Below are 26,298 nucleotides of genomic sequence, written 5' to 3'. Positions count from 1 at the left end.
GATACCGAAGGAAAACGTCAGGGCATGAGACCGGGAGGACCCCCGTGCAGTACCACAATTCGATCATCGAGCTGGTCGGCGACACCCCGTTGGTGAAGCTCAACAAGGTGGCCGAGGGCATCTCCGCCACCGTGCTCGCGAAGGTCGAGTACTTCAACCCGGGTGGCTCGGTCAAGGACCGCATCGCCCTGCGGATGATCGAGGCGGCCGAGGCGTCCGGTGCCCTCCGGCCCGGCGGCACCATCGTGGAGCCGACCAGTGGCAACACCGGTGTCGGCCTGGCGATCGTGGCCCAGCAGAAGGGCTACAAGTGCATCTTCGTCTGCCCGGACAAGGTCTCCACTGACAAGATCAACACGCTGCGGGCGTACGGCGCCGAGGTCGTGGTCTGCCCGACCGCGGTGGCCCCCGAGCACCCGGACTCCTACTACAACGTCTCCGACCGCCTGGTCCGGGAGACCCCCAACGCCTGGAAGCCGGACCAGTACTCCAACCCGGACAACCCGGCCTCGCACTACCACTCCACCGGCCCGGAGCTGTGGGAGCAGACCGAGGGCAAGATCACCCACTTCGTCGCCGGCGTCGGCACCGGCGGCACCATCTCCGGCACCGGCCGCTACCTGAAGGACGCCTCCGGCGGCAAGGTGCAGGTCGTCGGCGCCGACCCGGAGGGCTCGGTCTACTCCGGCGGCACCGGCCGCCCGTACCTGGTCGAGGGCGTCGGTGAGGACTTCTGGCCGACCGCCTACGACCGCACGGTGGCCGACGAGATCGTGGCCGTGTCGGACAAGGACTCGTTCCAGATGACCCGCCGCCTCGCCAAGGAGGAGGGCCTGCTGGTCGGCGGCTCCTGCGGGATGGCCGTGGTGGCCGCGCTGGAGGTCGCCAAGCGCCTCGGTCCGGACGACGTGGTCGTGGTGCTGCTGCCGGACGGCGGCCGCGGCTACCTGTCGAAGATCTTCAATGATGACTGGATGGCCGACTACGGCTTCCTGCCCACCGCCGAGGACGAGGCCACCATCGGTGAGGTGCTGGCCCGCAAGGACGCCATCGAGCACGAGGGCATCCCGCAGTTCGTCCACATGCACCCGAGCGAGACGGTCGGCGAGGCGGTCCAGGTGCTGCGCGACTTCGGCGTCTCCCAGATGCCGGTGGTCTCGCCGGGCGCCGGGCACCCGGACATCATGGCCGGCGAGGTGATCGGCTCGGTGGCCGAGCGCGACCTGCTGGAGGCGCTGTTCAGCGGTGGCGCGCAGCTGGGCGACCCGCTGGAGAAGCACATGTCGCGGCCGCTGCCGGTGGTCGGCTCGGGCGAGTCGGTGACCGGTCTGATGAGCGTGCTGGAGCAGAACGACGCCGCGGTGGTGCTGATCGACGGCAAGCCGCAGGGCATCGTGACCCGGCAGGACCTGCTGGCCTTCATGGCCGGTCGCGCCGGCCACTGACACGCGGTACCCGCACGTCACGCGACCGCAGCACAGGGTTAACAACGGTCGGGCACAGTGGGGGTGTGGCTGGCGGTGGCCGCCGGGAGCGGCTCTCCGGGCGGGGCGACCGCCAGGACGCACTGACCGGTCCTGGCCCGGCTCTGTGTCGCCCTCCGGTTGGGACCGGAGGGGCCTCGCGTGGAGGTTCGCCGTCGTCCCGTCCCTGGTCCGGTCCTCGGTCGACCACCAGGGTGCGGCGGCCTCCGCGGCACCTCGCGCCGCTCAGGCGCGGCTCCGCGGCTCCCGGGTGGGGGAGTGGACCGGAGCACCGGCAGGGCCGGCCTCGTTGCCACGGGGCCGGCCCTCGCCGTTTCGTCGTAGAGCGCCCCTCTCGCCTAGGCTCGCCCCCATGACCAGCACCGACACCAGCGCCCAGGAATCCGGCGCCCCCCGCTACGTCCGGCTCAGCATCGAGCTGATCGCCGAGATCACCGACGAGGAGGCCCTCAAGGCCGCCGCCCTGGCCCAGGTCCAGGCCGACGAGTACCTGGACGACGACGAGCGCGCCCAGTCCGTGGAGGCGATCGAGCTCGACCCGACCGGCTCGCTCGCGCACTTCATCGACCCGGTGGCGCTGCTCGGCGAGGTCCCGGGCGTCGAACTCACCCAGGCCACCTGGGAGTCCGCGCAGACCGCGTTCGATCCCGAGGACGACGCCTACGAGTTCGAGACCGAGTAGTACGCAGGCACCGGTCCCCGTACCGCCCGCACGGCGAACCGTGCGGGCGGTACGTCCCTTTTTGTTGCTGCCTGACGAGCTGCCAGTTCACCTCAGCGTGACGGCCGAAACCCGCCAGCCTCACGCCCGGCCGCGCGGCAGGCTGGCGGTATGACCACAGCGACGACCACCATCACCGCCTACACCGTGCTCCCCATCGCCCCGGTCGTGCTGGCCGAACTGCGGCGCCTCGACGACGCCGACAATGTGCCGGTACGGGTGCACGACACCGATGGCGGCAGCCCGCTGCGCTGCTGCCTGCGCCGCGCCGAACCAGGGGCCCACCTGCTGCTGCTCTCCTACGCCCCGCTGCGCCGCTGGGCCGACGAGACCGGCGCCCACCCCGGCCCCTACGACGAGGTCGGCCCGGTCTTCGTGCACGCCTGCCCCGCGGACTGCCCCGGCCCCACGAGTAGCGGCTACCCCGCCGCCATGCACCGCGGCGACCGGGTCTTCCGCGCCTACGACCGCAACGGCCACATCCTGCGCGGCGTCCACGTCGAGCCCGGCCCCGGACTGGCCGACGAAGTCCTCACCGCGATGTTCAGCGACCCCGAGGTCGCCGTGGTCCACGTCCGCGCCCTCGGCCACGGCTGCTTCCAGCACGAGGTCCGCCGGGCCTGAGCCCTGACTGTTCATTCCCACCTCGGCCGCAGGCTCGTCTCGGCCCGTTCGATCGGGCGGGAGCGGAGGATTCCACTACGCTCGGCCTATGACCGATCACCAGCACCCTCAGGGCTTCGAGACCATCGCCATCCACGCGGGTCAGGAAGCCGACCCCGTTACCGGCGCGGTCGTCCCTCCGATCTACCAGGTGTCCACCTACAAGCAGGACGGTGTCGGCGGCCTGCGCGGCGGCTACGAGTACAGCCGGTCGGCGAACCCGACCCGCACCGCGCTGGAGGAGTGCCTGGCCGCGCTGGAGGGCGGGCAGCGCGGCCTGGCCTTCGCCTCCGGTCTGGCTGCGGAGGACACCCTGCTGCGCACCATCCTCAAGCCGGGCGACCACATCGTGATCCCCAACGACGCCTACGGCGGCACCTTCCGGCTGTTCAACAAGGTGCTCACCCGCTGGGGCATCAGCTTCGACGTGGCCGACACCCAGCACCCGGAGCAGGTGCGCGCGGCGATCAAGCCGAACACCAAGGCGGTCTGGGTGGAGACCCCGTCCAACCCGCTGCTGGGCATCACCGACATCGCCGCGGTGGCGCAGGTCGCGCACGCCGCCGGCGCGCTGCTGGTGGTGGACAACACCTTCGCCAGCCCCTACCTGCAGCAGCCGCTGGCCCTCGGCGCCGACGTGGTGGTGCACTCGACCACCAAGTACATGGGCGGCCACTCGGACGTGGTCGGCGGTGCCCTGGTCGCGGCGGACGCCGAGCTCGGCGAGGAACTCGCCTACCACCAGAACGCGATGGGCGCGGTCGCCGGCCCGTTCGACTCCTGGCTGGTGCTGCGCGGCATCAAGACGCTGGGGGTGCGGATGGACCGCCACAGCGCCAACGCCGAGCAGATCGTGGCGCTGCTGCGCCGCCACCCCAAGGTCACGAAGATCTACTACCCGGGCCTGGTCGAGCACGCCAACCACGAGGTGGCCGCCAAGCAGATGAAGGCCTTCGGCGGCATGGTCTCGTTCTGCGTCGAGGGCGGCGAGCAGGCCGCGGTCGAGGTCTGCAACCGGGCCAAGCTGTTCACCCTGGGCGAGTCGCTGGGTGGCGTGGAGTCGCTGATCGAGCACCCGGGCCGGATGACCCACGCCTCGGTGGCCGGCTCGCTCCTGGAGGTGCCGGCCGACCTGGTGCGCGTCTCGGTGGGCATCGAGTCCGCCGACGACCTGGTCGCCGACCTGGCGCAGGCGCTGGACTGACGGTCCACCAGGGCGCCCCGGGCCGCCCGGGGCGCCCGGTGGTCGGCGAGTTGCGCACTGCGGGGGCCGCCGTGCCGCGCTAGGTTCGGTCGGAAGGCGACCACTGGCGAGAGATGAGGCGGGGCCCATGGTGTCGGCCATCCACGCCGAGGATCTGGTGAAGACCTTCGGTGACGTACGCGCGCTGGACGGGGTCAGCCTGGACGTCCCGGAGGGGACGGTGCTGGGCTTGCTGGGCCCGAACGGGGCCGGCAAGACCACCGCCGTCCGCGTGCTCACCACACTGCTGCGGCCCGACTCGGGCCGGGCCACGGTGGCCGGGGTGGACGTGCTCAAGCACCCCGGCCTGGTCCGCAGCCGGATCGGGCTGTCCGGCCAGTACGCCGCCGTGGACGAGTACCTGACGGGCCGCGAGAACCTGCGGATGGTCGGTGAGCTCTACCAGATGAGCGCCCGGGACGCCCGGGCCAGGGCCGACGAACTGCTGGAGTGGTTCAGCCTCGCGGACGCCGGCGACCGCACCGCCAAGACCTACTCCGGAGGCATGCGCCGCCGCCTCGACCTGGCCGCCGCGCTGGTGGTCCGCCCGCCGGTGATGTTCCTGGACGAGCCGACCACCGGTCTGGACCCGCGCAACCGGATGGCGCTCTGGGAGGTCATCGAGACCCTGGTCGCCCAGGGCACCACCCTGCTGCTCACCACCCAGTACCTGGAGGAGGCCGACCGGCTGGCCCACGACATCGCGGTGGTGGACCGCGGCCGGGTGATCGCGCGCGGCACCGCCGACCAGCTGAAGGCGCAGATCGGCGGCGAGCGGGTCGAGGTGGTGGTGCACGAGCGGGAGCGGATCGGCGCAGCCGTCGAGGCGCTGGCGCGCTACGCGGTGGGCGAGGCCGGCGTGGAGCGGAACACCCGCAGGATCACCATCCCGATCACCGGCGGCGCCAAGGTGCTCGCCGACGTGATCCGCGACCTGGACGCCCGGGGCGTGGAGATCGACGACATCGGCCTGCGCCGCCCCACCCTGGACGACGTCTTCCTCTCCCTGACCGGGCACGCCACCGAGACCGCCGGCACCGGTGAGCAGCCGCAGGAGGCCGTCCGATGACGGCGACCGAGCACGCCATCGGCGCCGCCGTCCCGCGCCAGCGGCGGGGACTGGCGGCGATGGCCCACGACTCCCGGGTGGTGGCCAAGCGCAATCTGCGCCGGATGGTGCGGATCCCCGAGATCGTGGTGTTCGGGCTGCTCCAGCCGGTGATGTTCGTGCTGCTCTTCTCGTACGTGATGGGCGGCGCCATCCAGATCCCGGACGCCGGGGCCGGCTCCAAGACCTACATCCAGTACCTGATGGCCGGGATCTTCGCGCAGACCGTCACCTTCGCGGTGGCCGGTGCTTCGGCCGGCATCGCGGAGGACATGACCAAGGGCCTGGTGGACCGGTTCCGCTCGCTGCCGATGACCAGGTCGGCGGTGCTGGTCGGGCGCACCCTGGCCGACCTGTGCCAGACCGCGTTCACCCTGCTGGTGCTGGCCCTGGTGGCGCTGGCGGTCGGCTGGCGGATCCACCACGGCGTCCCGCAGGCGCTGGGCGGCTTCGCGCTGCTCCTGCTGCTGGGCTACGCGTTCTCCTGGATCGGGGCGCTGATCGGGCTCTCGGTGCGCAGTCCGGAGGCGGCCACCTCGGCGGGGCTGATCTGGCTCTTCCCGCTGACCTTCATCTCCAACGCGTTCGTGCCGGTCAGCAGCATGCCGAGCTGGCTGCAGCCGATCGCCTACTGGAACCCGTTCAGCGCCACCGTGCAGGCCTGCCGCAACCTGTTCGGCAACCAGGTCGGGCCGGTGGACAAGTCCTGGCCGATGCAGCACGCGATCGGGGTGTCGATCGTGTCGTCGCTGATGGTGATGGCGCTCTTCTCGTGGCTCTCGGTGCGCAAGTACCGCTCGGCGGCGGGTCGGGCGTAGCGCGGGCGGAAACGCGAGGGGCCCCGCGGCACGGTTGCCGCGGGGCCCCTCGTCAGCTGTTCCGGCCTCAGCCGGTGTACGGCTTGGCGGAGACGATCTTCACGGTCGCCTTCTTGCCGTTGGGCAGCTCGTAGGTGGCGTTCTCGTCGATCTTCTTGCCGTTGATCGCCTGGCCGAGCGGCGACTGCGGGGAGTAGACGTCCACGGTGTCGGCGGCCTCCTCGCGGGAGCCGAGCAGGAAGGACATGGTGTCGTCCATGTCGCCGTCGAAGGCGACGGTCACCAGCATGCCGGGGGCCACCACGCCGGAGTCGGCGGGCGCCTCGCCGACCTTGGCGCGCTCCAGCAGCTGGGTGAGCTGGCGGATCCGCAGCTCCATCTTGCCCTGCTCCTCGCGGGCGGCGTGGTAGCCGGCGTTCTCCTTGAGGTCACCCTCTTCGCGGGCCTGCTCGATCTTCTGGGAGATCTCGGAGCGGGCGGGACCGGTGAGGTGATCCAGCTCGTCCTTGAGCTTGTCGTAGCCGGCTTGAGTGAGCCAGGTCACGTTATCGCTGGTCTGGGTCACGGGTGCTCCTCGTCGGTACTGGGCGATGCTGCTTGGGGTACTGCTTCTGGGTTACTGCGACGATTCCTACAAAGGAACGCCCGCTTCCGAGGCCTCGGGCCCGGAAGGGGCGAAACCACGAGCCTAACAATCTCCGGCTCTGGACGGGAGTGGTGTTGTCGGCGCGTTAGCGCTCCGTTCAGCATCATCTGCCCGCTGAACCGGGTGGTCATGCCCCCGGTGCGCTACTTCGACGGAGTGCATCCCAGCAGCTCGGCGGTGGTGCCGCGGGCGGTGGTGCGGATGGTGACCACCTGGATGAAGCTGCTGCCGGACGTCGGGACCGGGACGTCGAGCTGGCCGACCACCGAGTGGTCGGCGGCCTCCGAGCGGATGGTGCAGGTGCCGCCGGTGCCCGAGCTCTTGGTGACCGAGAGCTGGGCCTGCACCTCGCTGTCGGAGACCACTTGGAACTCCGCCACGGCGCCGTTCAGCTTGCTCTCGCGCATCAGGTAGGAACCGCCGAGCCAGGCGATCAGGGCCAGCACCAGGACGCCGAGGACCGCCCCGATCACCTTCAGGCGGCGGTCCGCCTCCTGGTCGCTTCGACCGCCGTAGCGGCCCTCGGGCAGCTCGCCCGGCTGGGATGCGCTGGTCGCGGTCATGGTTGATCGATCCTCGGGGGAATGCGGGAGTCTTCCAGTCCGTCACTATAGGGGGACGGGGTTGTGGACCAGGTAGCCGCGTCCCCCCAAAGTTGCCGATGCCGGACATTCCCGGAAGGAACCAGGCGTTGACTGAGCAGTTGCGGCTAATGGCGGTGCACGCGCACCCGGACGACGAGTCCAGCAAGGGTGCGGCCACCATGGCCATGTACGTCGCCCAAGGCGTTGAGGTGCTGGTGGCCACCTGCACCGGTGGGGAGCGCGGCTCTGTGCTCAACCCGAAGCTCCAGGGCAAGCCGGAGATCGAGGACAACATCCACGAGGTCCGGCGCAAGGAGATGGACCGGGCTCGCGAGATCCTCGGTGTGAAGCAGGCCTGGCTGGGCTTCGTGGACTCCGGGCTGCCCGAGGGCGACCCGCTGCCGCCGCTGCCGGAGGGCTGCTTCGGCCTGCAGGACGTGGAGGAGGCGGCCGAGCCGCTGGTGCGCCTGATCCGCGAGTTCAAGCCGCAGGTGATCACCACCTATGACGAGAACGGCGGCTACCCGCACCCGGACCACATCATGACCCACAAGATCACCATGCGGGCCTTCGACGCGGCGGGTGACCCGGACGCCTACCCGGAGTCCGGCGAGCCCTGGCAGCCGCTGAAGCTCTACTACAACCACGGCTTCCCGATGGGCCGGATCCGGGCGCTGCACGCCTACCTCACCGAGCACGACCTCGACTCGCCCTACGGCGAGTGGATCGAGGGCTGGGAGAAGAGCGGCCGCAAGGAGCGCGAGATCACCACCCGGGTGCAGTGCTCCGACTGGTTCGAGACCCGGGACGCCGCGCTGATCGCGCACGCCACCCAGATCGACCCGGACGGTCCGTGGTTCCGGGTCCCGCTGGACGTGCAGCGTGAGGTCTGGCCGACCGAGGACTACGAGCTGGCCCGCTCGCTGGTCGACACCGACCTGCCGGAGAGCGACCTGTTCGCCGGACTGCGCGTGGCCAGCCTGGCCGGCGAGGTCAAGTAGCAGGTCAAGGGCCGGCTCGAGCAGCCGGTCAGTGAGTCGTACGCCGGGGGAGGGCCGACACGCCCCACCCCGGTGACCCGGCCGTAGGGCGGTCGGGTCACCATGGAGGAATGAGCAACGCAGTGAACCTCAGCCACGCCGTCGTGACCCTGGCCGTGGACGACAACAAGGTGACCCCGGGGCTGCTGGGCTTCGTCGTCTTCGCCGTGCTGGGTGTGGCCACCTGGTTTCTGCTGAAGTCGATGAACTCGCGGTTCAAGAAGATCGACTTCGTGGAGGAGGGCGACTCCGCCAAGGAGTAGCCCGGGCCGGTCCGGCCGCGGCGCACCGGCGCCCGCGGCCGGACTTCGCGCTGCCCCGGCCCGCTTCGGAAGGACACTGTCGTCCGACGGTGGCCCGTGCCATGCTGACGCCATGTCAGATCACGGCCATCCGGCGGACGCGGGCCTGCGCGGGCGAGTGCGGCGCAGCTACGACACCGTCGCCGAGGAGTACCAGCGGCGGATCGGTGGCGAACTGGCCGACAAGCCGCTGGACCGGGCGCTGCTGGCGGCCCTGCTGGAGCAGGCCGAGCCAGGCGCCCCGCTCGCCGACCTGGGCTGCGGGCCCGGCCACGTCACCGGCTGGCTGGCCGATCGCGGCGCCGAGGCCGTCGGGGTGGACCTCTCCCCGGGGATGGTCGCCCTGGCCCGCGGCACCCATCCGCAGGCCGAGTTCCGGGTCGGCGACCTGTGCCGACTGCCCGCCGCCGACGGCGAGTTCGGCGCGGCGGTGATGTTCTACTCGGTGATCCACCTGACCGCCGCCGAACTGCCCACCGCCTTCGCCGAGTTGCACCGGGTGCTGCGTCCCGGCGGCCGCGCGCTGCTGGCCTTCCACCTGGGCAACGAGACCCGGCGGCTGACCGACTGGTGGGGGCACCGGGTGGACGTGGACTTCACCTTCTTCGAGGCGGCCCCCGTCACCGACGAACTGCACCGGGCCGGCTTCACGGTGGAGGCGCGGGTGGAGCGCGACCCCTATCCCGCGGAGGCCGAGACCCGTCGGGCCTACCTGCTGGCCCGGCGCGACTAGCCGACGGGTTTCATCTGCTTGCCCTGCCTGGCTGCCCGACGGGTTTCACCTGCTTGCCCTGCCTGGCTGGCCGGCGGGTTTCACCTGCTGGCCCTGCCTGGCTAGCCGACGGTTTCACCTGCTGGCCCTGCCTGGCTAGCCGACCGGTTCCACCTGCTTGCCCTGCCTGGCTAGCCGACCGGTTCCACCTGCTTGCCCTGCCTGGCTAGCGGACCGGTTCCACCTGCTCGCCCTGCCCGACGCGCGTGGGCGCGACCGGCTCGAAGCCCACCCGGCGCACCCCGGGCACCGCCGCCGTGGCCAGGCAGGCGCCCGCGACCAGCACGGCCGCGATCACCAGCGGCGCGGCCGGCCCCCAGGCATCGGCGGCCACCGGGGTGAGCGCGTAGCCGACCGGCATCGCGGCCAGTGAGAGCAGCCAGTCGTAGGAGACCACCCGGGCCAGCACCTGCTCCGGGATCCGCTGCTGCACCACGGTCTCCCAGACCGGGTTGAGGAATCCCAGGCCCGCCATGGCCAGCGCATACCCGGCCACCACCACCGGTACCGGCGCGGCCGCCGCGAGCAGCAGCAGCGGGGCGGCGTAGGCCGCCAGGGCCAGGTTGCCGACCAGCACCGGGCGGCGCGGCCGGGCCCGCCCGGCCAGCAGTGAACCGGCGGTCAGCCCGAGCGCGCCGGCTTCCAGGATGGCGACCCAGGATCCGTCACCGCCGAGGCGGCGGGTGGCGATCAGCGGGCCGATGGTGGCGAGCACGGCGGCCGCGCCGTTCCAGATCGAGTGCGCCACCAGGCTGCTCCAGTACCAGCTGCGCGACCGCACCTCGGACCAGCCCTCCGCCAGGTCGGCCAGTAGGGAGCGGGCCGGGATCGGGGTGCGGCGGACCCGGACCATGGTCAGCATCGCGGCGCTGACCAGGAACGAGGCGGCGTCCAGCAGGAAGGCCGAGCCGGCGCCCAGGGTGTAGATCAGGGCGCCGGCCAGCGCCGGTCCGACCAGCCGGGCCAGGCTGACGGCCGACGCCAGCAGGGCGTTGGCCCGTTGCCGCCCCGGTCCGTCGACGGTGCCGGCCACCAGCGGCGAGCGGGTCGGCATGGCGAACGCGGCGGCCGCGCCGTCGACCGCCGAGGCAGCCGCGATGGCGGCCAACTGCGGTCTGCCGTGCAGCAGTTCGAAGCCGATCAGGACCTGGCAGAGGCACTGCACCAGATCGGTCAGCCGGGCGACCCGGCGGGCGTCGAAGCGGTCGGCGATCACTCCGCCGATCGGCAGCAGCGCCACTTTGGGGATCATCGCGCAGGCCAGCACGGTGGCGAGGGCGCCGGCCGAGCCGGTGGCCCGGGTCACCGCAATGGCCAGGGCGGCGGGCACCACCGCGTCGCCGACGGTGGACAGGGTGCGGCCGATGAAGATCAGCCGGAACGAGCGGATGCGTAGCGGGGTCACGTGAAGGAGAGTATTTCGGTGTCGAAACTTTCGTCAACGAAAAATCAGGAGAGTGGGCAGCACCTAGACTGAGTGGCCATGCAGCAAGACCGCCCCGAACCGGCCCGTGACCGGGTCGACGCCCATGTGGACCGCTGGCTCCCGGTGCTGCCCGACCTGGACCGGGACATCGAAGGCGCCGTCACCCGGATGCAGTACCTCGCCAAGCACCTGCGCCGGTTCCGGGAGCACTGGCTGGTCGGCTTCGACCTGCAGAAGCACGAGTACGACACGCTGCACGCGCTGGCCGGCCGCCGCGGCGAGGCCCGCCCCAGCGAGCTCGCGGACGACCTGGCGATCGCCCCCGCCTCCGTCACCGGCCGGCTGGAGACCCTGGAGCGGCGGGGGCTGATCGTCCGCACCCAGTCCACGGCGGACCGCCGCCGGGTCGACGTCGAGCTCACCGAGGCCGGCTGGCAGGCTTGGCGGGAGGCGATCGGCGGGGTCGGGCGGGAGGAGCACCGGCTGCTGGGGTCGCTGACCCCGCAGGAGCGCCGGCAGCTCTCCGACCTGCTGCGCCGGGTCATGCTGGTGGCGGAGGAGCCCGACCGCCCCCTGAAGTGAGGTCGGATCAGGTCGTCGAGAAGCCCCCGTCCACGAAGATGGTCTGGCCCGTCACATAGGCGGACGCATCGCTGGCGAGGAAGACCGCGATCCCCGCGAAGTCGGCGGGCTCGCCGTTGCGGCCGGCCATGGTGCGGCCGGCCAGCGCCGCGACGCGCTCCGGGTCGCGGAAGACCGCCTCGGTCAGCGGGGTGGCGACGAAGCCCGGCGCGAGCGCGTTGACGCAGACCCCGTGCGCCGACCAGGCCTCGGCCTGCGACCGGGTGAGCCCGGCCAGCGCCGCCTTGGACACCCCGTAGGCCCCGCTGTTGCCGAAGGCCCGGATGGTCTGCTGGGAGGCGAGATTGATGATCCGTCCCCAGCCGGCCTCGGCCATCGCCGGGCCGAGGCGCTGGCCGAGCACATACGGCGCGTCGAGGTTGACCGCCATGGTGGTGTCCCACTCCCGCTCGGTCAGCTCCGGCAGCGGCGGCCGCAGATTGATGCCCGCCGCATTGACCAGGACGTCGACCCGGTCGACCTTCCCGGCCAGCTCATCCGCCAGCGCATGCGCGCCGGCCCGGCTGCCGAGGTCGGCCCTGATCCAGTCGGCCGTGCCGCCCAGCGCGCGCAGCTCCCGCACGGTCCGCTCCAGTGGCTCGGCACGCCGGGCGGCCACCACCACATGCGCCCCGGCCCGGCACAGCGCCTCGGCCATCCCCCGGCCGATCCCCGAACTGCCGCCGGTGACCAGGGCGGTGCGGCCCTTCAGGGAGAACAGGTCGACGAGGGACTGGTCCATCTGGGGCTCCTTTGTTCCATGGATGCCTCTGGGCAGGCACTTGGTGCTCGGATACTGCCCCCAAGGTGAACCGCCTGGCCAATGGAGTGGGAGCCCGAGGCGCCATGGGAGGCGCCAACCGCCGTGTGCTCAGGAGGTGTTCAACGACGTTTGCGGCGGTCGCGCACCAGGCGGACAACGTAGATGGGAGTGGCGATGATGGCGGCGATGATGAGGCCGTAGTACACGAAGGCCAAGAGACCGGGGTGGAAGCCGGTGTCGGCGGGGGAAGCGGCCAGGAGGGCGGTGAGCGACTGCTGGGACATCTGCTAGTCCTTCGGGGTCGGTCGAGGGTCGGTTGGGCTGGGGTCAGACGGCGCGCAGGTCGGGGCCGCGCTGAGCCCGCTCCGGGCCGGTGCCGTGCATCAGGGCGATGTAGCCGTCCTCGACGGTGGCGCTGACGCGCTCCGCGTCCGGGGCGGGGGCGGTGGAACTGATGACCCGGTAGGTGGTGCCGGCCATGCCGGGGGTGACATTGACGGTGGGCAGGTCCGGCGGCACGGCGGTGGCCGGCTGGGTGAGGTGCCACACCATGCCCTCGGCACGGGTGGCGAGGTCGCCGATGGCGCCCTGGAAGGCGACGTGCCCGCGCTCGATCACCACGACGTTCGGGCAGGTCTGCACGATGTCGTCGACGATGTGGGTGGAGAGCAGCACCGTCCGGTCGCCGGCCAGCCTGGCGAGCAGGCTGCGGAACCGCAGCCGCTCCTCGGGGTCCAGTCCCACGGTGGGTTCGTCGACGATCAGCAGCCGGGGGTCGTTCAGGATGGCCTGGGCGATGCCGACGCGGCGCTTCATGCCGCCCGAGTAGCCCTTCACCTTCCGGTTGGCGACATCGCTGAGCGAGACCAGTTCGAGGACCTCATTGACGCGGGCGCGGCGGGCGCGCCGGTCGGTGATGCCCTTGAGCAGCGCCATGTAGTCGAGGAACTGGCGGCCCGTCAAGTCCGGGTACAGGCCGAGCTCCTGGGGGAGGTAGCCGGTGGTGGCCTTGACCTCTCGGCGCTGGCTGCGCGACGTGAGCTCGGTGCCGTCCACCGCGACGCTGCCCGAGGTCGGCAGCAGCACCCCGGTCAGGACCCGCATGAAGGTGGTCTTGCCGGCGCCGTTGGGGCCGAGCAGACCGACCATGCCGGCGGGCAGCCGCAGGCTGATGCCGTCGAGGGCGCGTACCTGTCCGCGCCGGAAGGTGACGGTCAGATCGGTGATGGTCACGTTGGGCGCGGTCATGACGGGCTCCTCTTGGTGAGCACGAGCTGGGTAGTCACGAGGGCGGCGAGCGCCATGAACAGCAGGAAGGCGATGCTGAGGACGGCCTCGCCGCCGGTCGGGGTGATTCCCCGCTCCCTGGCGTCGAACAAGAAGCCGTGGAACCAGGCACCGGCCGGGTACTCGCCGATGGCTTCGAAGGGCGTGCCGGCGGGTGGGGATCTTGAAGCGCGGGCCGACCATGTTGCCCCAGACCCAGTAGCCGAACAGACCCAGCCGGTACAGCACGGGCCCGGTCAGGTACGGGATGGTGACCGAGCAGGCCGAGACGAAGACCAGCCCGGGCAGCAGAATGGCGGCGAACGCCGCGAGGCCGACCGGGATCACCCCGGCCCCGCGCTGGGCGGTCAGGTAGCCGAGCAGGCCCACCCAGGCAACGGCGACCGGGGTGATGGTCGCCGCGCCGGCGCCGATGGCCTTGCCCCACAGGCGCGGGCCGATGCCGGTGGGCGTCGAGGTCAGGAGGTCGTTCAGCTCCAGCCGGGCCTCCCGCCGGACGCGGTCGGCGAGGACGGCGCCGACACCGATCGGGCACAGCATGATGAAGTTGCCCGCCCAGTCCGCGACCAGCGTGGCGTGGTCCGTGATGCTGCTGATCCCCACCGGGAGGGGCGATGCGCAGCGCAGCGCGATCAGCGCGATCACGACCAGCCAGACCGCCGGGCGGCGCACCTGCATCAGGTACTCGTAGCGGGCGGCCGCGACGGTCTTCGCCCACCAGCCGCGAGCTGTCGTCGGCAGGGCGGTTCGCTCAAGGACGGCGGTCATGCGGCATCGCTCCCCACAAATCGTTCGGGACGCCCCAGTAGCAGGCCGGCCGCGATCACGGCGACGACGCCGACGGCGGGCAGGGCGATTCGGTTGACGGTCCATTCGTGCGCCGGGACCTTGGCGGCGACGCCCATGAACATGTACTGCGTCCGCAGCACCGTGTTGTCCAGGATGGCGCTCCCCATCAGGTACTGGGCCAGCCAGATGCCCCCGATCAGGCCACTTGCGGCGCCCGGGCTGCGCAGGCCGATCGCGATGAGCATCGCCAGTGCGACCAGCCAGAGCATCGGCGGGGCCCACACCAGGACGTAACCGCCCGTGCCCTGCCCCACGGGCCATGCGTTCAAGGCGCGGAACACGACGGCGTCCACCAGCGTGACCAGGGCCGCTGGGGCCACCACCAGGCCGACACGCAGGAACAGCACCCGGCGGTAGACCGTGCTGGTCATGACCAGCTCGGCACCGGAATCACGCCCCACGATCGAGGAGGCCGCGACGGCGGTGCCGACCGGGGCGAAGCCCGCCAGGACCGCGCCGGCGGCGAGGTTGAGGTGCTCCGCGCTGGCCCCGGTGGCATGCAAGACGATCACCAGGATCGCGCCGCCCAGCGTTGCCGCCAGTGCCGTCAGCGGCGGGGCGATGCCGATGACCCGCAGCTCCAGACGGAGGCGGGCCCAGATGGACCGGTTCACGTCCGCTTGCCAACTCGTGCGGGGCCCGCGTCGCCGGAGGGTGTGTCAAGGTCTCGTTGCATGCCGTCAAGCCTGCTCACGCCGACCGTGGCTGGTAGCGGCCAAAAGTACTGATCGGGCGGATCGGAGCGGTCCTTTTGGCTGTTTCGGCGGCCGCGACCGGGTCCGTAGCCTGAGCACCGTGAGAGTGATGGAACGGCTGGCCGCACTGGCCGCCAGACGAACCAACGTCCTGCTCGGGCTTGCCTTCGCGGCGGTGCTGACAGCGACGGCCTACCAGCATGCCGACGCGGGGCGCCGGGACTGGTTGCTCGACTGTGGCATCAGCGCGGTGGTGTGCGTCGCGGCGCTGGTCCGGGGGCGCGACCGGCTGGTCGCCGTGGCCGTCGGCCTGTCCGTCGCGGCTGCCGCCGTCCTCGCCTCCGTCATGGGGTATCTGACCGGCCAGCCCGGCGTTGCCGCGTCCTTGGCGCTGGCCGTCCTCGCCGGGTCCGCGGTACGGGTGCTGCCGCCCTGGCGAGCCGCTGTGGTCGCCGCGGCCGGGCTCGCGGTCACGACACTCGGCCGGCTCGTCACCACCTCAGTTGCCGTCGGCTCGTTCCACGAGGGCGTCCAGTACTGGTTGGCCGGTCTCGGCACGGGGCTCGTGCTGCGCTTCCTGGAGTATCGCCGCCAGGCCGCCGTCGAGGCGGTGCGGCGAGACGAACGCCTGGCCCTGGCTAGGGAGTTGCACGATGTCGTCGCCCACCATGTCTCCGGCATCGTGATGCACACCCACGCCGCCCAGATCATGCTCCGCAAGCAGCCCGACCTCCTCGGCGCCGCCCTAGCGGACATCGAGCGCTCGGGCACCGACGCCATGGATGCCATGCGACGGGTGGTCGCCCTGCTCCGCGACGCGGAGGACGGCGCCGCCGTCACCGCGGGACAGGAGCAACTCGTCGACCTGGTCCGCCGCTTCGAGGAGCACGGACCGGCCGTCGACCTCCGGCTGCCCACCGCAGCGCCGACGTGGCCACCCGTCGTCACCACCACCGTGTACCGGGTCGTCCAGGAATCCCTGACCAACATCGCCCGCCATGCCCGCGGCACCCGCGCGGCGACCGTCACCGTCTCCCAGGACAGCACGGACATCACCGTCGAGATCGGCAACGATGCCCCGCCGCACCCCCCGATCCGCGCCTCCCCGCGCGGCGGCTACGGCCTGGTCGGCATGCGCGAGCGCATCGAGGCACTGGGCGGTACGCTCAACGCCGGTCCGCAGCCCGGCGCCGGCTGGTCGGTACGGGCCACCCTGCCCCTGCATGCCGGAGACCGCCCGTGAGCATCAGCGTGCTGGTCGCCGACGACCAGGCCATGATCCGCACCAGTCTGCGCCTCATCCTGGAGGACGAGCCCGACATCACCGTCGTCGCGGAAGCACGCGACGGTGCCGAGGCCGTCGCCCTGGCCCGCCAACTGCGGCCCGACGTCTGCCTCATCGACATCCGCATGCCCCGCCTCGACGGCATCGACGTCACCCGCGCACTCGCCGGCCCGGGCATCGCCGACCCGCTCCGGGTCGTCATCGTCACCACCTTCGGACTCGACGAGTACGTCTACGGCGCCCTCCAGGCCGGAGCCCTCGGATTCGTCCTCAAAGACGGCGACCCCACCCTGTTCACCGCCGCCGTGCGGGCCGCCAGCGTCGGGGACGCCCTGATCTCCCCGTCGATCACCCTGCGCCTGCTCCGCAACCTCGCCCCCGTCAAACCCTCCCCGGCCCGCCAGCCCGACCCCCCGCTCACCGACCGGGAAACCGACGTCATCCGCGCCGTCGCCCGGGGCCGCACCAACCAGGAGATCGCCGCCGCCCTCTTCATCTCCGTCAGCACCGTGAAGGGCCACCTCGCCGCGATCCAGAACAAACTCGGAGCCCGCAACCGCAGCGAGATCACCGCCTGGGCCTGGGAGTCCCACCTCATGCCGGGCAGCGCAGATCAACGGAACAGCAGCCGATAGCACCAGCGCCCAGGGCCCGGTTCGAGGGCGCGCGGTCGGCGTGTTGGCGGGACGCTCCCCGTGGCAGGCCCGGCTCCTGGGATACTGCCCCCATGGTGAACCGCCTGGCCGACGCCACCTCGCCCTATCTCCAGCAGCACGCCGACAACCCCGTGGACTGGTGGGAGTGGGGGCCCGAGGCGTTCGCCGAGGCGGAGCGGCGGGGTGTGCCGGTGCTGCTGAGTGTGGGATACGCGGCCTGCCACTGGTGCCATGTGATGGCGCATGAGAGCTTCGAGGACGCCCGGCTCGCCGACTACCTGAACGAGCGCTTCGTCGCCGTCAAGGTGGACCGGGAGGAGCGGCCGGACGTGGACGCCGTGTACATGGAGGCGGTGCAGGCGGCGACCGGGCAGGGCGGGTGGCCGATGACGGTGTTCCTGACGCCCGACAAGGAGCCGTTCTACTTCGGGACGTACTTCCCGCCGCAGCCCCGGCACGGGATGCCGAGCTTCCGGCAGGTGCTGGAGGGGGTGGACGCCGCCTGGCGGGAGCGGCGGGACGAGGTGGCCGAGGTGGCCGGGCGGATCCGGGCCGAACTGGCGGAGCGGGCCGGGGTGTTCGGGGCCGGGAGCGGCCTGCCGGCGCCCGGGGCCGAGGAGCTGGAGCAGGCGGTGGCGGGGCTGCGGCGCGGCTTCGACGCGGCGCGCGGCGGTTTCGGCGGGGCGCCGAAGTTCCCGCCGTCCATGGTGCTGGAGTTCCTGCTGCGCCACCACGCCAGGACCGAGTCGCCCGAGGCACTGGAGCTGGTGGCGCGGACGGCCGAGGCGATGGCCCGCGGCGGCATCTACGACCAGCTGGCCGGCGGCTTCGCCCGGTACTCGGTGGACGCCGAGTGGGTGGTGCCGCACTTCGAGAAGATGCTCTACGACAACGCCCTGCTCTGCCGGGTCTACCTGCACCTGTGGCGGGCCACCGGCGACCCGCTGGCCCGCCGGGTCGCCCTGGAGACCGCGGACTTCATGCTGCGCGAACTCGGCACCTCTGAGGGCGGGTTCGCCTCCGCGCTGGACGCGGACAGCGTCGACCCGCAGACCGGGCAGACCGCCGAGGGGGCCTACTACGTCTGGGAGCCGGGGCAGTTGGTGGACGCGCTCGGCCCGGCGGACGCCGCGAGCGCGGCCCGGCTGTTCTCCGTGACCGCCGAGGGAACCTTCGAGCAGGGCGCCTCGGTGCTCCAACTGCTCAATGACCCCGATGACTTGGCGGAGTACCAGGAGATCAGGACGCGGCTGCTGCGGGCCCGTGCCGAGCGCCCCGCGCCGGCCCGGGACGACAAGGTGGTGGCCGCCTGGAACGGGCTGGCGATCGCCGCGCTGGCCGAGTGCGGCGCGCTGCTGGACCGCCCCGACCTGGTGGAGGCCGCAACGAGGGCCGCCGACCTGCTGCTCTCGGTCCATCTGGACGCCGCCGGGCGCCTGTTGCGCACCTCCCGGGACGGCAAGCCGGGCGGCAACGCCGGGGTGCTGGAGGACTACGCGGACACTGCCGAGGGCTTTCTCGCGCTGTACGCGGTGACCGGCGAGGCCTCCTGGCTGCAGCTGGCCGGCGGGCTGCTGGACACCGTCCTGCTGCACTTCACCGACGAGGCCTCGGGCAGCCTGTACGACACCGCGAACGACGCCGAGGAGCTGATCCGGCGCCCGCAGGACCCGACCGACAACGCCACCCCGTCCGGCTGGACGGCCGCCGCCCAGGCACTGCTGTCCTACGCCGCGTACACCGGCTCGGAGCGCCACCGCACCGCCGCCGAGCGGGCGTTGGGCGTGGTCGGCGCGCTGGGCGTCCGGGCGCCGCGGTTCGTCGGCTGGGGCCTGGCCGCCGCCGAGGCGCTGCTGGACGGCCCGCGCGAGGTGGCCGTGGTCGGCCCGGCGGACGACCCGCGCACCGCCGAGCTGCACCGCACCGCGCTGCTCGGTACCGCACCGGGCGCCGTGGTGGCCTGCGGGGTGCCCGGCGGCGAGGCGGAGGTGGCGCTGCTGGCCGACCGTCCGCTGCTGGACGGCGCTCCGGCCGCCTACGTCTGCCGGCATTTCGCCTGCGAGGCGCCGACCTCCAGCGTGGCGGAGCTGGCCGTCAAGGTGGCCGCCCGCCGGTAGCCAAAACCGGGTGCGCGACCGGTTGCCGATGGCCCAGGATCGGTGGATGACGTGGACCTTCACCGACTCGCTGCCCGAGTACCGCACCCAGGCCGGCGATTTCCTGACCGCCTACCCGGCCGAGAACACCGTGCTGCTGACCCTGCTGCACCGCCTGGAGCAGGGCCGGCTGACCGGCGGTGACCCCGAGCAGGCGCCGCGGCACGGCTGGTGGCGGCCGAGCGCGGACGCGCCGGTGGCCGGAGCCTGGCTGCAGACGCCGCCGCAGGGGATCCGGCTGAGCACCATGCCGGTGCGGGCCGCCGTGGAGCTGGCCGACCTGCTGGCCGACGAGCCGGATGTGACCGGGGTGGGCGGCGGGACGGTCGAGGCCCGGGCCTTCGCCGACGCCTGGGCCGCGCACACCGGAGCCACCGCGACCGTCCACGAGGAGCAGCGGCTCTACCGGCTCGGCGAGTTGGCGGTGCCGGTGGCGCCGGGGCGGCTGCGCCCGGCCACCCCGGACGACCACGAGCTGCTGGTGCCCTGGCTGGCGGACTTCTTCGAGTTCGTCGGGTTCCCCGGCTTCGACGCCGCGGGCATAGCCACCCAGCGCACCCTGGCCGGTGAGTTCTTCATCTGGGAGGACGAGGCCGGCCGCCCGGTCTCGCTCGCGGGGCTGTCCCAGGTGATCGTCGGGATGACCCGGATCGGCCCGGTCTACACCCCGCCCGAGGCGCGCGGCCACGGCTACGCCAGCGCGGTGACCGCCGGCATCTGCGAGGTGGCCCGGGAGCGCGGTGCCACCGAGGTGCTGCTCTACACCGACCTGGCGAACCCGACCAGCAACTCCATCTACCAGAAGATCGGGTTCCGGCCGGTTGCGGACAGTGTGATCATCAACTTCCGTCAGTAGAACGGTTGGTGGCCACGCGAACCGTGCGGGCACCGGGAGTTGATGAAACATTGATGCAGTGTTCGCCCGGCAACGGCTACTCCCTGTCACTGTCAGTGGATACGATGTGCCACTGGGTCAGGATGGGGAGAGGTGGCGATGGCCGTGAAGGATGCTCAGGATCTGCAGTTCTGGGGCACGGTCGTGGTGGTCGGTGCGGCGCTCGCGGTGGTGGCCGCCTATCTGGGCGGGGGCGCGCCCCTGGTCTGGGCGGTCGCCGGGGTCGAGGCGCTGCTGGTGATGATCCATGTCGGCCGCCGGTTCCGGCATCTGGCCCATGACCCGCACCACCGGGCGGACCACCGCCCGGACGCCGCGCACTGCGACCGGTGCGCCCGGGCCCGGGAGCTGCGCACCGCGGCGCACAACTCCCGCGCGGCCCGGTACGGGAGGTCAGGCGGTGGTGTAGGCCACCAGGGAGACGCCCACGTACTGCACGATGAAGGCCCCAAGGGTGAAGGCGTGGAAGACTTCGTGGAACCCGAACCAACGCGGTGACGGATCGGGCCGCTTGAGCCCGTAGATCACGCCGCCCACGCTGTAGAGCACACCGCCGACGATCATCAGGGTGATCACCGCGACGCCGCCGGTGTGCAGGAAGTCCGGCATGAAGAAGATCGCGGCCCAGCCCAGCGCGAGGTAGCAGGGTGTGTAGAGCCAGCGCGGCGCGCCGACCCAGAACACCCGGAACGCTATGCCGGCCAGCGCGCCGCCCCAGACCAGCCAGAGCAGCAGCTCCTGCCGTCCGCCGTGCAGCAGCAGGATGGTGAACGGCGTGTAGGTGCCCGCGATGATCAGGAAGATGTTCGCGTGGTCCAGCCGCCGCAGGATCGCCTCGCCGCGCGGTCCCCAGGTGCACCGGTGGTAGACGGCGCTGACGCCGAACAGCAGCCAGGCGGTCACCGAGTAGAGCGCGCAGGCGATCCGGGCCTCGGTGGAGTCCGCCAGGCAGATCAGCACGATGCCGGCGGCCAGCGCGGCCGGGAACATCCCCGCGTGCAGCCACCCCCGCCAAGCCGGTTTCGCCGGTAGGGCCCGTTCCGTTTCGGCTGCCCCCGCAACCCCCAGCGAGCCGCCGGCAAGTCCGAGCGTGGCTCCCGCGCGCGCGTTCTGATCCGCAGTCATGCGCGACATGCTACCTACGCTTCCGTAGGTTACCTACAGGTAGGAAGTGGCCTCTGACACTTTTGGACAATCTGGAGTGGTTGGATGTGATCGAGGCAACGTTGAGGTCTGCCGACTCTCAAGCAGGAACTGCCAGTTTTTGTCCATGACGTAGCAAAGTTTCCGGCAAGAGTGCCGCGAAGCTCAATTACCCCTTGAAGGCCGGAGCTACGGTGTAAGCACCCTCAACCCCCGGACGCCCTGATCGCGGTCGATCAGGCGTGAAACGGAGCGATCGTGTCGAACGAGATCTCTGCCGTCAGCACGGCTGCCCCCACCCGCCACGCCCAGCTGCTGGCCTGGGTCAACGAGATCGCGGAGCTCACCCAGCCGGACCGCGTCGTGTGGTGCGACGGCTCGGAGGAGGAGTACCAGCGGCTCGCCGACCTGCTGGTCGAGCAGGGCACCTTCACCAAGCTGAACGAGGAGAAGCGCCCCAACTCGTACTACGCGGCGTCCGACCCGCGTGACGTCGCCCGCGTCGAGGACCGGACCTTCATCTGCTCCGAGAAGGAGGAGGACGCCGGCCCGACCAACCACTGGAAGGCCCCCGCCGAGATGCGGGCCGTCTTCAGCGGTGAGGAGGGCCTGTTCCGGGGCGCGATGAAGGGCCGCACGATGTACGTCGTGCCGTTCTCGATGGGCCCGGTCGGCTCCCCGCTGGCCGCCTACGGCGTCGAGATCACCGACTCCGCCTACGTCGCCGTCTCGATGCGCGTGATGACCCGGATGGGCCAGGCCGTGCTGGACCAGCTCGGCGAGGACGGCGACTTCGTCAAGGCCGTGCACACCGTCGGTGCCCCGCTGGCCGAGGGCGAGCAGGACGTCCCGTGGCCGTGCAACACCACCAAGTACATCTCGCACTTCCCGGAGACCAAGGAGATCTGGTCCTTCGGCTCCGGCTACGGCGGCAACGCCCTGCTCGGCAAGAAGTGCTACGCGCTGCGGATCGCCTCGACCATGGCCCGCGACGAGGGCTGGCTGGCCGAGCACATGCTGATCCTCAAGCTCACCCCGCCGAGCGGCGAGGCGAAGTACGTGGCCGCCGCCTTCCCGTCGGCCTGCGGCAAGACCAACCTCGCCATGCTCCAGCCCACCATCCCGGGCTGGAAGGTGGAGACCATCGGTGACGACATCGCCTGGATGCGGTTCGGCGCCGACGGCCGCCTCTACGCCATCAACCCGGAGGCCGGCTTCTTCGGCGTGGCCCCCGGCACCGGCGAGGACACCAACGCCAACGCGATCAAGACCCTCTGGGGCAACACCGTCTTCACCAACGTCGCGCTGACCGACGACGGCGACGTGTGGTGGGAGGGCCTCACCGAGGAGCCCCCGGCGCACCTGACCGACTGGCGCGGCAACGACTGGACCCCGGCCTCCGACACTCCGGCCGCCCACCCCAACGCGCGGTTCGCCGTCCCGGCCGCGCAGTGCCCGACCATCGCCCCCGAGTGGGAGGACCAGGCGGGCGTGCCGATCTCGGCGATCCTGTTCGGCGGCCGCCGGGCCACCGCCGTCCCGCTGGTGACCGAGTCATTCGACTGGCAGCACGGCGTCTTCCTGGGCGCCAACATCGCCTCCGAGAAGACCGCCGCCGCCGAGGGCACGGTCGGCGAGCTGCGCCGCGACCCGTTCGCGATGCTGCCGTTCTGCGGCTACAACATGGGCGACTACTTCGCGCACTGGCTGAAGATCGGCGCCGAGGCCGACGCCGGCAAGCTGCCGAAGATCTACTACGTCAACTGGTTCCGCAAGAACAGCGACGGCAAGTTCGTCTGGCCGGGCTACGGCGAGAACAGCCGGGTGCTCAAGTGGGTCGTCGACCGCCTGGAGGGCACCGCCGAGGGCGTCGAGACCCCGATCGGCGTGCTGCCCACGGTCGAGGGCTTCGACCTGGACGGCCTGGACCTCGCCGACGCCGACCGCGAGCTGCTCTTCTCGGTGGACGCCGACATCTGGCGCCAGGAGGCCGCGCTGATCCCGGCCCACCTGGAGATGTTCGGTGAGCACACCCCCGAGGCGCTCTGGGACGAGTACAACGCGCTGGTGAAGCGCCTGGGCTGATGCCCGCAGTGCTTGCTCCCTGAAGGCGGTGCGGCCCTGATGACCAGGTCATCAGGGCCGCACCGCCTTTACGCGCTGACGGGGTCAGGGCTGGACGTACCCCGCGAGGAACTCGCCGATCCGGGTGACCGCGTCCTCGATGTCCTCCGGGCGCGGCAGCGTGACCAGCCGGAAGTGGTCCGGCTCGGGCCAGTTGAAGCCGGTGCCCTGCACGATCAGGATCCGCTGGGAGCGCAGCAGGTCCAGCACCATCTGCGCGTCGTCCTTGATCTTGTAGACCGACGGGTCGAGGCGCGGGAAGGCGTAGAGCGCGCCGCGCGGCTTGACGCAGCTCACCCCGGGGATCTCGTTGAGCAGCCGGTAGGCGGCGTCCCGGGATTCCAGCAGCCGCCCGCCCGGCAGCACCAGGTCCTTGATCGACTGCCGGCCGCCGAGCGCCGCCGCCACCGCGTGCTGGGCCGGCATGTTGGCGCACAGCCGCATGCTGGCCAGCACGTTCAGGCCCTCGATGTAGTTGGCGGCCCGCTGCCGGTCACCGGAGAGCACCATCCAGCCGGAGCGGAAGCCCGCCACCCGGTAGGACTTGGACATGCCGTTGAAGGTGACGCAGAACAGGTCGGGCGCCAGGGTGGCCAGCGGCACGTGCTCCACGCCGTCGTAGAGGATCTTGTCGTAGATCTCGTCCGCGTAGATCACCAGCCGGTGTCGGCGGGCCAGTTCGACGATCCCCTCCAACACCTCGCGCGGATAGACCGCGCCGGTCGGGTTGTTGGGGTTGATCACCACGATCGCCTTGGTGCGGGAGGTGATCTTGGCCGCCATGTCGTCCAGGTCCGGGTACCACTCGGCCTGCTCGTCGCAGCGGTAGTGCACCGCGGTACCGCCGGCCAGCGAGACCGAGGCGGTCCACAGCGGGTAGTCGGGCGCGGGCACCAGCACCTCGTCGCCGTGGTCCAGGAGTGCCGTCATGGCGAGCTGGATCAGCTCGGAGACGCCGTTGCCCAGGAACACGTCCTCGACGGTCAGCCCGTGCAGGCCGCGCTCCTCGTAGTGCATCACCACCGCGCGGCGGGCCGACAGCAGGCCCTTGGAGTCGCCGTAGCCGTGCGCCGAGGCGAGGTTCTGCAGGATGTCGTGCAGGATCTCGGGCGGGGCCTCGAAGCCGAAGGCGGCCGGGTTGCCGGTGTTGAGCTTGAGGATGCGATGCCCCTGGCCTTCCAGCCGCATCGCCTCGTCGAGCACCGGACCGCGGATGTCGTAGCAGACATTGGCGAGCTTGCTGGACTGGGTGACCTGCATGCGCAAAACGATACGGGCCCACCGCCCGCCGTCGCGCCGAATGCGGCGCAGGAGCGACGCGGATCACGGTGTGCCGCGGCGGGCGTGGCCGCCGCCCGGACGGGTAGAGGGGTCTGCGTGATCGGACTGGTCGGCGGAATGCTCGCGGGCGCGGTCGCCGCGCCCTGGCTGCGGGGGGCGGCGGCCCGGTACGCCGTCGGATACGGGGAGCCGGCGGCCCGCTGCCCCGGGTGCGGGCGGGGACTGCTGGCGTTGCCGCCCACCGGGCGCTGCCGCGGCTGCCGGACGGCGGTCGGGGCCCGGGCGGGGACGGTGGAGCTGGCCGCGGTGGCGGCGGGTGCGGCGATCGGCTCGGTGGCGGGCTGGCCGGTCGTGCCGGTGCTCTGCTGGGTGGCGTTGTTCGGGGTGGTGCTGGCCTTCGTGGACCTCGCGGTGCACCGGCTGCCCGACGCGCTGACCCTGCCGCTGGCCGGCGGCACGGCGGTGCTGCTGGTGACCGCCGGTCTGCTGACGCAGCGGACCGGTGCCCTCACCCGCTGCCTGCTCGGCGCGCTGCTCTTCCTCGCGGTCTACGGCGCGATGGCGCTGGCCGGCCCGATGGGCCTGGGCGATGCCAAGCTGGCCCCCACCCTCGGCGCGCTGCTCGGCTGGTACGGCTGGCGCACCCTGTTCCAGGGCTGGCTGGCCGGGTTCCTGCTGGCGGCCGTCTGGGGCGTCGTGCTGCTGGCGACCGGCCGCGCCAAAGCCAAGGACCCCCTGCCGTTCGGCCCGTGCATGCTGCTGGGCGCGCTGCTGGGGGTCCTGGCTTCAGCCGGTTGAGGGCTTGGTCAGCCCTTGCCCCAAGTCCCGGTGGACCAGAGGGCGTTGGCGGCGTCCGAGGTGTTGGGACGGTAGAGCACGACGTTGGCGTCGTCCTGCACCTTGAGGTACGAGCCCGGGGTGGACGGCTGGGTCATCGGGTTCGACCACACGCGCGAGCCGTTCTGGACGACCTCCACGGTGCCGCTGGTGCTGATGTCGGTGCGCGCACCCGGGTGACCCCAGGTGTTGGCGGTCCACAGCGCGGTGCCGTCGCTCTTGCGGTAGAGCACCAGGTTGCCGTCGTTCTGCTGCACCAGCCACACCGAGCCGGACTCCGCCCAGCTGCCGTTGGCCATCGGGTAGCCGGGCAGCAGCCGGTCACTGACCTGCTGCAGCGGGTTGTTGCTGGTGTCGCGGGCGGGCAGGTAGCCGCTGACGTTCTGCCACGGCACGCTGGTCCCGTTGTGCACCCGCAGGGCGCCGCCGTCGAACGAGGCGGTCGCGCCGGCCTGGCCCCAGGTGCCGGAGCTCCACAGGGCGCCGCCGGTGGACGGGCCGCCGTTCGCGCGGTAGATCACGAAGTTGCCGTCCGACTGCATGACCGCGTAGGCGCCGGCGTTGCCGTAGGTGTTGCTCGACCACAGCACCGGGCCGTTCTGGCAGTCCGGGCGCACCAGGTACTGCACCAGGTTGCCGTCGGGCTGCATGGCCAGTGCGGTGTCGCCGGAGGTGATGCGCTGGCCGGAGCCGAACGCCTGGCCGGTCGCGATCCGGACCGGCGCCGGCTGCTTGGTCGGGCAGGTCGACGGCCCGGTACCAGCCGACGCGCCCGGCGCGGCGACCGTTCCGAGTGCGGCAGCAGCGCCCAGCAGCCCGATGCCGAGCCGCTTGAGCATGGTGTGACGCATGGTTGCGTGCCCCCCACATGATGAAGAATTAGTGTGACAGTCATACAC

27 protein-coding genes are annotated in these 26,298 nt (G+C 71.7%); 17 read left to right on the top strand and 10 right to left on the bottom strand.

The window, feature by feature from the left end:
* Positions 1 to 44 precede the first annotated feature (44 nt).
* From P3T35_RS29990 to P3T35_RS29965, 6 genes are all read left to right on the top strand, one after another.
* On the top strand, positions 45 to 1,445 hold the full coding sequence (locus P3T35_RS29990) for a cystathionine beta-synthase (RefSeq protein WP_101381978.1): 1,401 nt from the start codon (positions 45 to 47) through the stop codon (positions 1,443 to 1,445).
* Between the two features lie 391 nt (positions 1,446 to 1,836).
* A complete protein-coding gene (locus P3T35_RS29985) occupies positions 1,837 to 2,166 on the top strand; it encodes a hypothetical protein (RefSeq protein ID WP_101381979.1) in 330 nt (109 codons plus the stop codon).
* Positions 2,167 to 2,316: 150 nt separating this feature from the next.
* Positions 2,317 to 2,829 carry a DUF1203 domain-containing protein gene (locus P3T35_RS29980; RefSeq protein ID WP_101381980.1) on the top strand — a complete coding sequence of 171 codons (513 nt, stop codon included), beginning with the start codon at positions 2,317 to 2,319 and terminating at the stop codon, positions 2,827 to 2,829.
* An 88-nt stretch (positions 2,830 to 2,917) separates the two neighbouring features.
* The gene (locus P3T35_RS29975) at positions 2,918 to 4,072 is read left to right on the top strand and encodes a cystathionine gamma-synthase (protein WP_101381981.1); all 1,155 of its coding nucleotides are present in this window, start codon (positions 2,918 to 2,920) and stop codon (positions 4,070 to 4,072) included.
* Positions 4,073 to 4,199: 127 nt separating this feature from the next.
* On the top strand, positions 4,200 to 5,180 hold the full coding sequence (locus P3T35_RS29970; RefSeq protein ID WP_101381982.1) for an ATP-binding cassette domain-containing protein: 981 nt from the start codon (positions 4,200 to 4,202) through the stop codon (positions 5,178 to 5,180).
* The gene (locus P3T35_RS29965; RefSeq protein WP_101381983.1) at positions 5,177 to 6,037 is read left to right on the top strand and encodes an ABC transporter permease; all 861 of its coding nucleotides are present in this window, start codon (positions 5,177 to 5,179) and stop codon (positions 6,035 to 6,037) included. Before P3T35_RS29970 ends, P3T35_RS29965 begins: the two co-directional genes overlap by 4 nt.
* 67 nt (positions 6,038 to 6,104) lie before the next feature.
* Here P3T35_RS29965 and greA read toward each other — a convergent pair whose 3' ends face one another.
* Together greA and P3T35_RS29955 are read right to left on the bottom strand one after the other, a co-directional pair.
* Positions 6,105 to 6,602 carry a transcription elongation factor GreA gene (greA, locus tag P3T35_RS29960; protein ID WP_101381984.1) on the bottom strand — a complete coding sequence of 166 codons (498 nt, stop codon included), beginning with the start codon at positions 6,600 to 6,602 and terminating at the stop codon, positions 6,105 to 6,107.
* A 224-nt stretch (positions 6,603 to 6,826) separates the two neighbouring features.
* A complete protein-coding gene (locus P3T35_RS29955; RefSeq protein WP_101381985.1) occupies positions 6,827 to 7,246 on the bottom strand; it encodes a DUF4307 domain-containing protein in 420 nt (139 codons plus the stop codon).
* A gap of 128 nt (positions 7,247 to 7,374) precedes the next feature.
* Here P3T35_RS29955 and mca point away from each other — a divergent pair, with 128 nt between their 5' ends.
* The 3 genes from mca (at position 7,375) to P3T35_RS29940 (ending at position 9,342) form a co-directional block, all read left to right on the top strand.
* Positions 7,375 to 8,268, top strand: coding sequence for a mycothiol conjugate amidase Mca (gene mca / locus P3T35_RS29950; protein ID WP_101381986.1), 894 nt, complete (start codon positions 7,375 to 7,377; stop codon positions 8,266 to 8,268).
* 110 nt (positions 8,269 to 8,378) lie between these two features.
* Positions 8,379 to 8,570: a hypothetical protein gene (locus P3T35_RS29945; protein ID WP_101381987.1), complete on the top strand. Its 192-nt coding sequence runs from the start codon at positions 8,379 to 8,381 to the stop codon at positions 8,568 to 8,570.
* 112 nt (positions 8,571 to 8,682) lie between these two features.
* Positions 8,683 to 9,342, top strand: coding sequence for a class I SAM-dependent methyltransferase (locus P3T35_RS29940; RefSeq protein ID WP_101381988.1), 660 nt, complete (start codon positions 8,683 to 8,685; stop codon positions 9,340 to 9,342).
* A 205-nt stretch (positions 9,343 to 9,547) separates the two neighbouring features.
* Here the strand turns inward: P3T35_RS29940 and P3T35_RS29935 are convergent, their stop codons facing one another.
* Positions 9,548 to 10,786, bottom strand: a complete 1,239-nt coding sequence (locus tag P3T35_RS29935) for an MFS transporter (protein WP_101381989.1) — start codon at positions 10,784 to 10,786, stop codon at positions 9,548 to 9,550.
* Positions 10,787 to 10,864: 78 nt separating this feature from the next.
* Here P3T35_RS29935 and P3T35_RS29930 point away from each other — a divergent pair, with 78 nt between their 5' ends.
* A complete protein-coding gene (locus P3T35_RS29930) occupies positions 10,865 to 11,389 on the top strand; it encodes a MarR family transcriptional regulator (protein WP_101381990.1) in 525 nt (174 codons plus the stop codon).
* Between the two features lie 7 nt (positions 11,390 to 11,396).
* Here P3T35_RS29930 and P3T35_RS29925 read toward each other — a convergent pair whose 3' ends face one another.
* From P3T35_RS29925 to P3T35_RS29910, 4 genes are all read right to left on the bottom strand, one after another.
* Positions 11,397 to 12,170 (bottom strand): glucose 1-dehydrogenase, encoded by a 774-nt coding sequence (locus P3T35_RS29925; RefSeq protein ID WP_101381991.1) that lies wholly within the window; start codon positions 12,168 to 12,170, stop codon positions 11,397 to 11,399.
* Positions 12,171 to 12,310: 140 nt separating this feature from the next.
* A complete protein-coding gene (locus tag P3T35_RS29920; protein ID WP_180356563.1) occupies positions 12,311 to 12,475 on the bottom strand; it encodes a hypothetical protein in 165 nt (54 codons plus the stop codon).
* A 43-nt stretch (positions 12,476 to 12,518) separates the two neighbouring features.
* Positions 12,519 to 14,246, bottom strand: coding sequence for an ABC transporter ATP-binding protein (locus tag P3T35_RS29915; protein ID WP_280708495.1), 1,728 nt, complete (start codon positions 14,244 to 14,246; stop codon positions 12,519 to 12,521).
* Complete coding sequence (locus tag P3T35_RS29910; RefSeq protein ID WP_101381992.1) at positions 14,243 to 14,941, bottom strand: hypothetical protein; 699 nt, start codon at positions 14,939 to 14,941, stop codon at positions 14,243 to 14,245. The genes P3T35_RS29915 and P3T35_RS29910 overlap by 4 nt, the downstream gene beginning before the upstream one ends.
* Positions 14,942 to 15,131: 190 nt before the next feature.
* On the opposite strand from P3T35_RS29910, the gene P3T35_RS29905 reads away from it, so the two are divergent.
* The 5 genes from P3T35_RS29905 to P3T35_RS29885 all read left to right on the top strand — a co-directional run bounded on the left by P3T35_RS29905 (position 15,132) and on the right by P3T35_RS29885 (position 20,512).
* Positions 15,132 to 16,265 (top strand): histidine kinase, encoded by a 1,134-nt coding sequence (locus tag P3T35_RS29905; RefSeq protein ID WP_101381993.1) that lies wholly within the window; start codon positions 15,132 to 15,134, stop codon positions 16,263 to 16,265.
* Positions 16,262 to 16,942, top strand: coding sequence for a response regulator transcription factor (locus P3T35_RS29900; protein ID WP_101381994.1), 681 nt, complete (start codon positions 16,262 to 16,264; stop codon positions 16,940 to 16,942). Before P3T35_RS29905 ends, P3T35_RS29900 begins: the two co-directional genes overlap by 4 nt.
* Before the next feature lie 92 nt (positions 16,943 to 17,034).
* Entirely contained in the window at positions 17,035 to 19,080 is a 2,046-nt protein-coding gene (locus P3T35_RS29895; protein WP_101381995.1) for a thioredoxin domain-containing protein, read from the top strand.
* Between the two features lie 46 nt (positions 19,081 to 19,126).
* A complete protein-coding gene (locus tag P3T35_RS29890) occupies positions 19,127 to 19,975 on the top strand; it encodes a GNAT family N-acetyltransferase (protein ID WP_101381996.1) in 849 nt (282 codons plus the stop codon).
* Positions 19,976 to 20,119: 144 nt separating this feature from the next.
* Entirely contained in the window at positions 20,120 to 20,512 is a 393-nt protein-coding gene (locus P3T35_RS29885) for a hypothetical protein (RefSeq protein ID WP_143676884.1), read from the top strand.
* On the opposite strand, the gene P3T35_RS29880 is transcribed toward P3T35_RS29885, so the two are convergent.
* Complete coding sequence (locus P3T35_RS29880; RefSeq protein WP_101385228.1) at positions 20,408 to 21,139, bottom strand: hemolysin III family protein; 732 nt, start codon at positions 21,137 to 21,139, stop codon at positions 20,408 to 20,410. The genes P3T35_RS29885 and P3T35_RS29880 overlap by 105 nt on opposite strands.
* A 276-nt stretch (positions 21,140 to 21,415) precedes the next feature.
* Here P3T35_RS29880 and P3T35_RS29875 point away from each other — a divergent pair, with 276 nt between their 5' ends.
* Positions 21,416 to 23,242, top strand: coding sequence for a phosphoenolpyruvate carboxykinase (GTP) (locus tag P3T35_RS29875; protein ID WP_101381998.1), 1,827 nt, complete (start codon positions 21,416 to 21,418; stop codon positions 23,240 to 23,242).
* 84 nt (positions 23,243 to 23,326) lie between these two features.
* Here P3T35_RS29875 and P3T35_RS29870 read toward each other — a convergent pair whose 3' ends face one another.
* Positions 23,327 to 24,541 carry a pyridoxal phosphate-dependent aminotransferase gene (locus P3T35_RS29870; RefSeq protein ID WP_101381999.1) on the bottom strand — a complete coding sequence of 405 codons (1,215 nt, stop codon included), beginning with the start codon at positions 24,539 to 24,541 and terminating at the stop codon, positions 23,327 to 23,329.
* A gap of 117 nt (positions 24,542 to 24,658) precedes the next feature.
* On the opposite strand from P3T35_RS29870, the gene P3T35_RS29865 reads away from it, so the two are divergent.
* Positions 24,659 to 25,360 (top strand): A24 family peptidase, encoded by a 702-nt coding sequence (locus P3T35_RS29865; protein ID WP_180356564.1) that lies wholly within the window; start codon positions 24,659 to 24,661, stop codon positions 25,358 to 25,360.
* A gap of 8 nt (positions 25,361 to 25,368) precedes the next feature.
* Here P3T35_RS29865 and P3T35_RS29860 read toward each other — a convergent pair whose 3' ends face one another.
* Positions 25,369 to 26,250, bottom strand: coding sequence for a hypothetical protein (locus tag P3T35_RS29860; protein ID WP_143676886.1), 882 nt, complete (start codon positions 26,248 to 26,250; stop codon positions 25,369 to 25,371).
* Positions 26,251 to 26,298: the final 48 nt, after the last annotated feature.

Source organism: Kitasatospora sp. GP30 (genome assembly GCF_029892145.1).
In the GTDB taxonomy this organism is placed as follows: Bacteria; Actinomycetota; Actinomycetes; order Streptomycetales; family Streptomycetaceae; genus Kitasatospora; species Kitasatospora acidiphila.
This window is presented reverse-complemented; position numbering and strand designations above follow the sequence as displayed.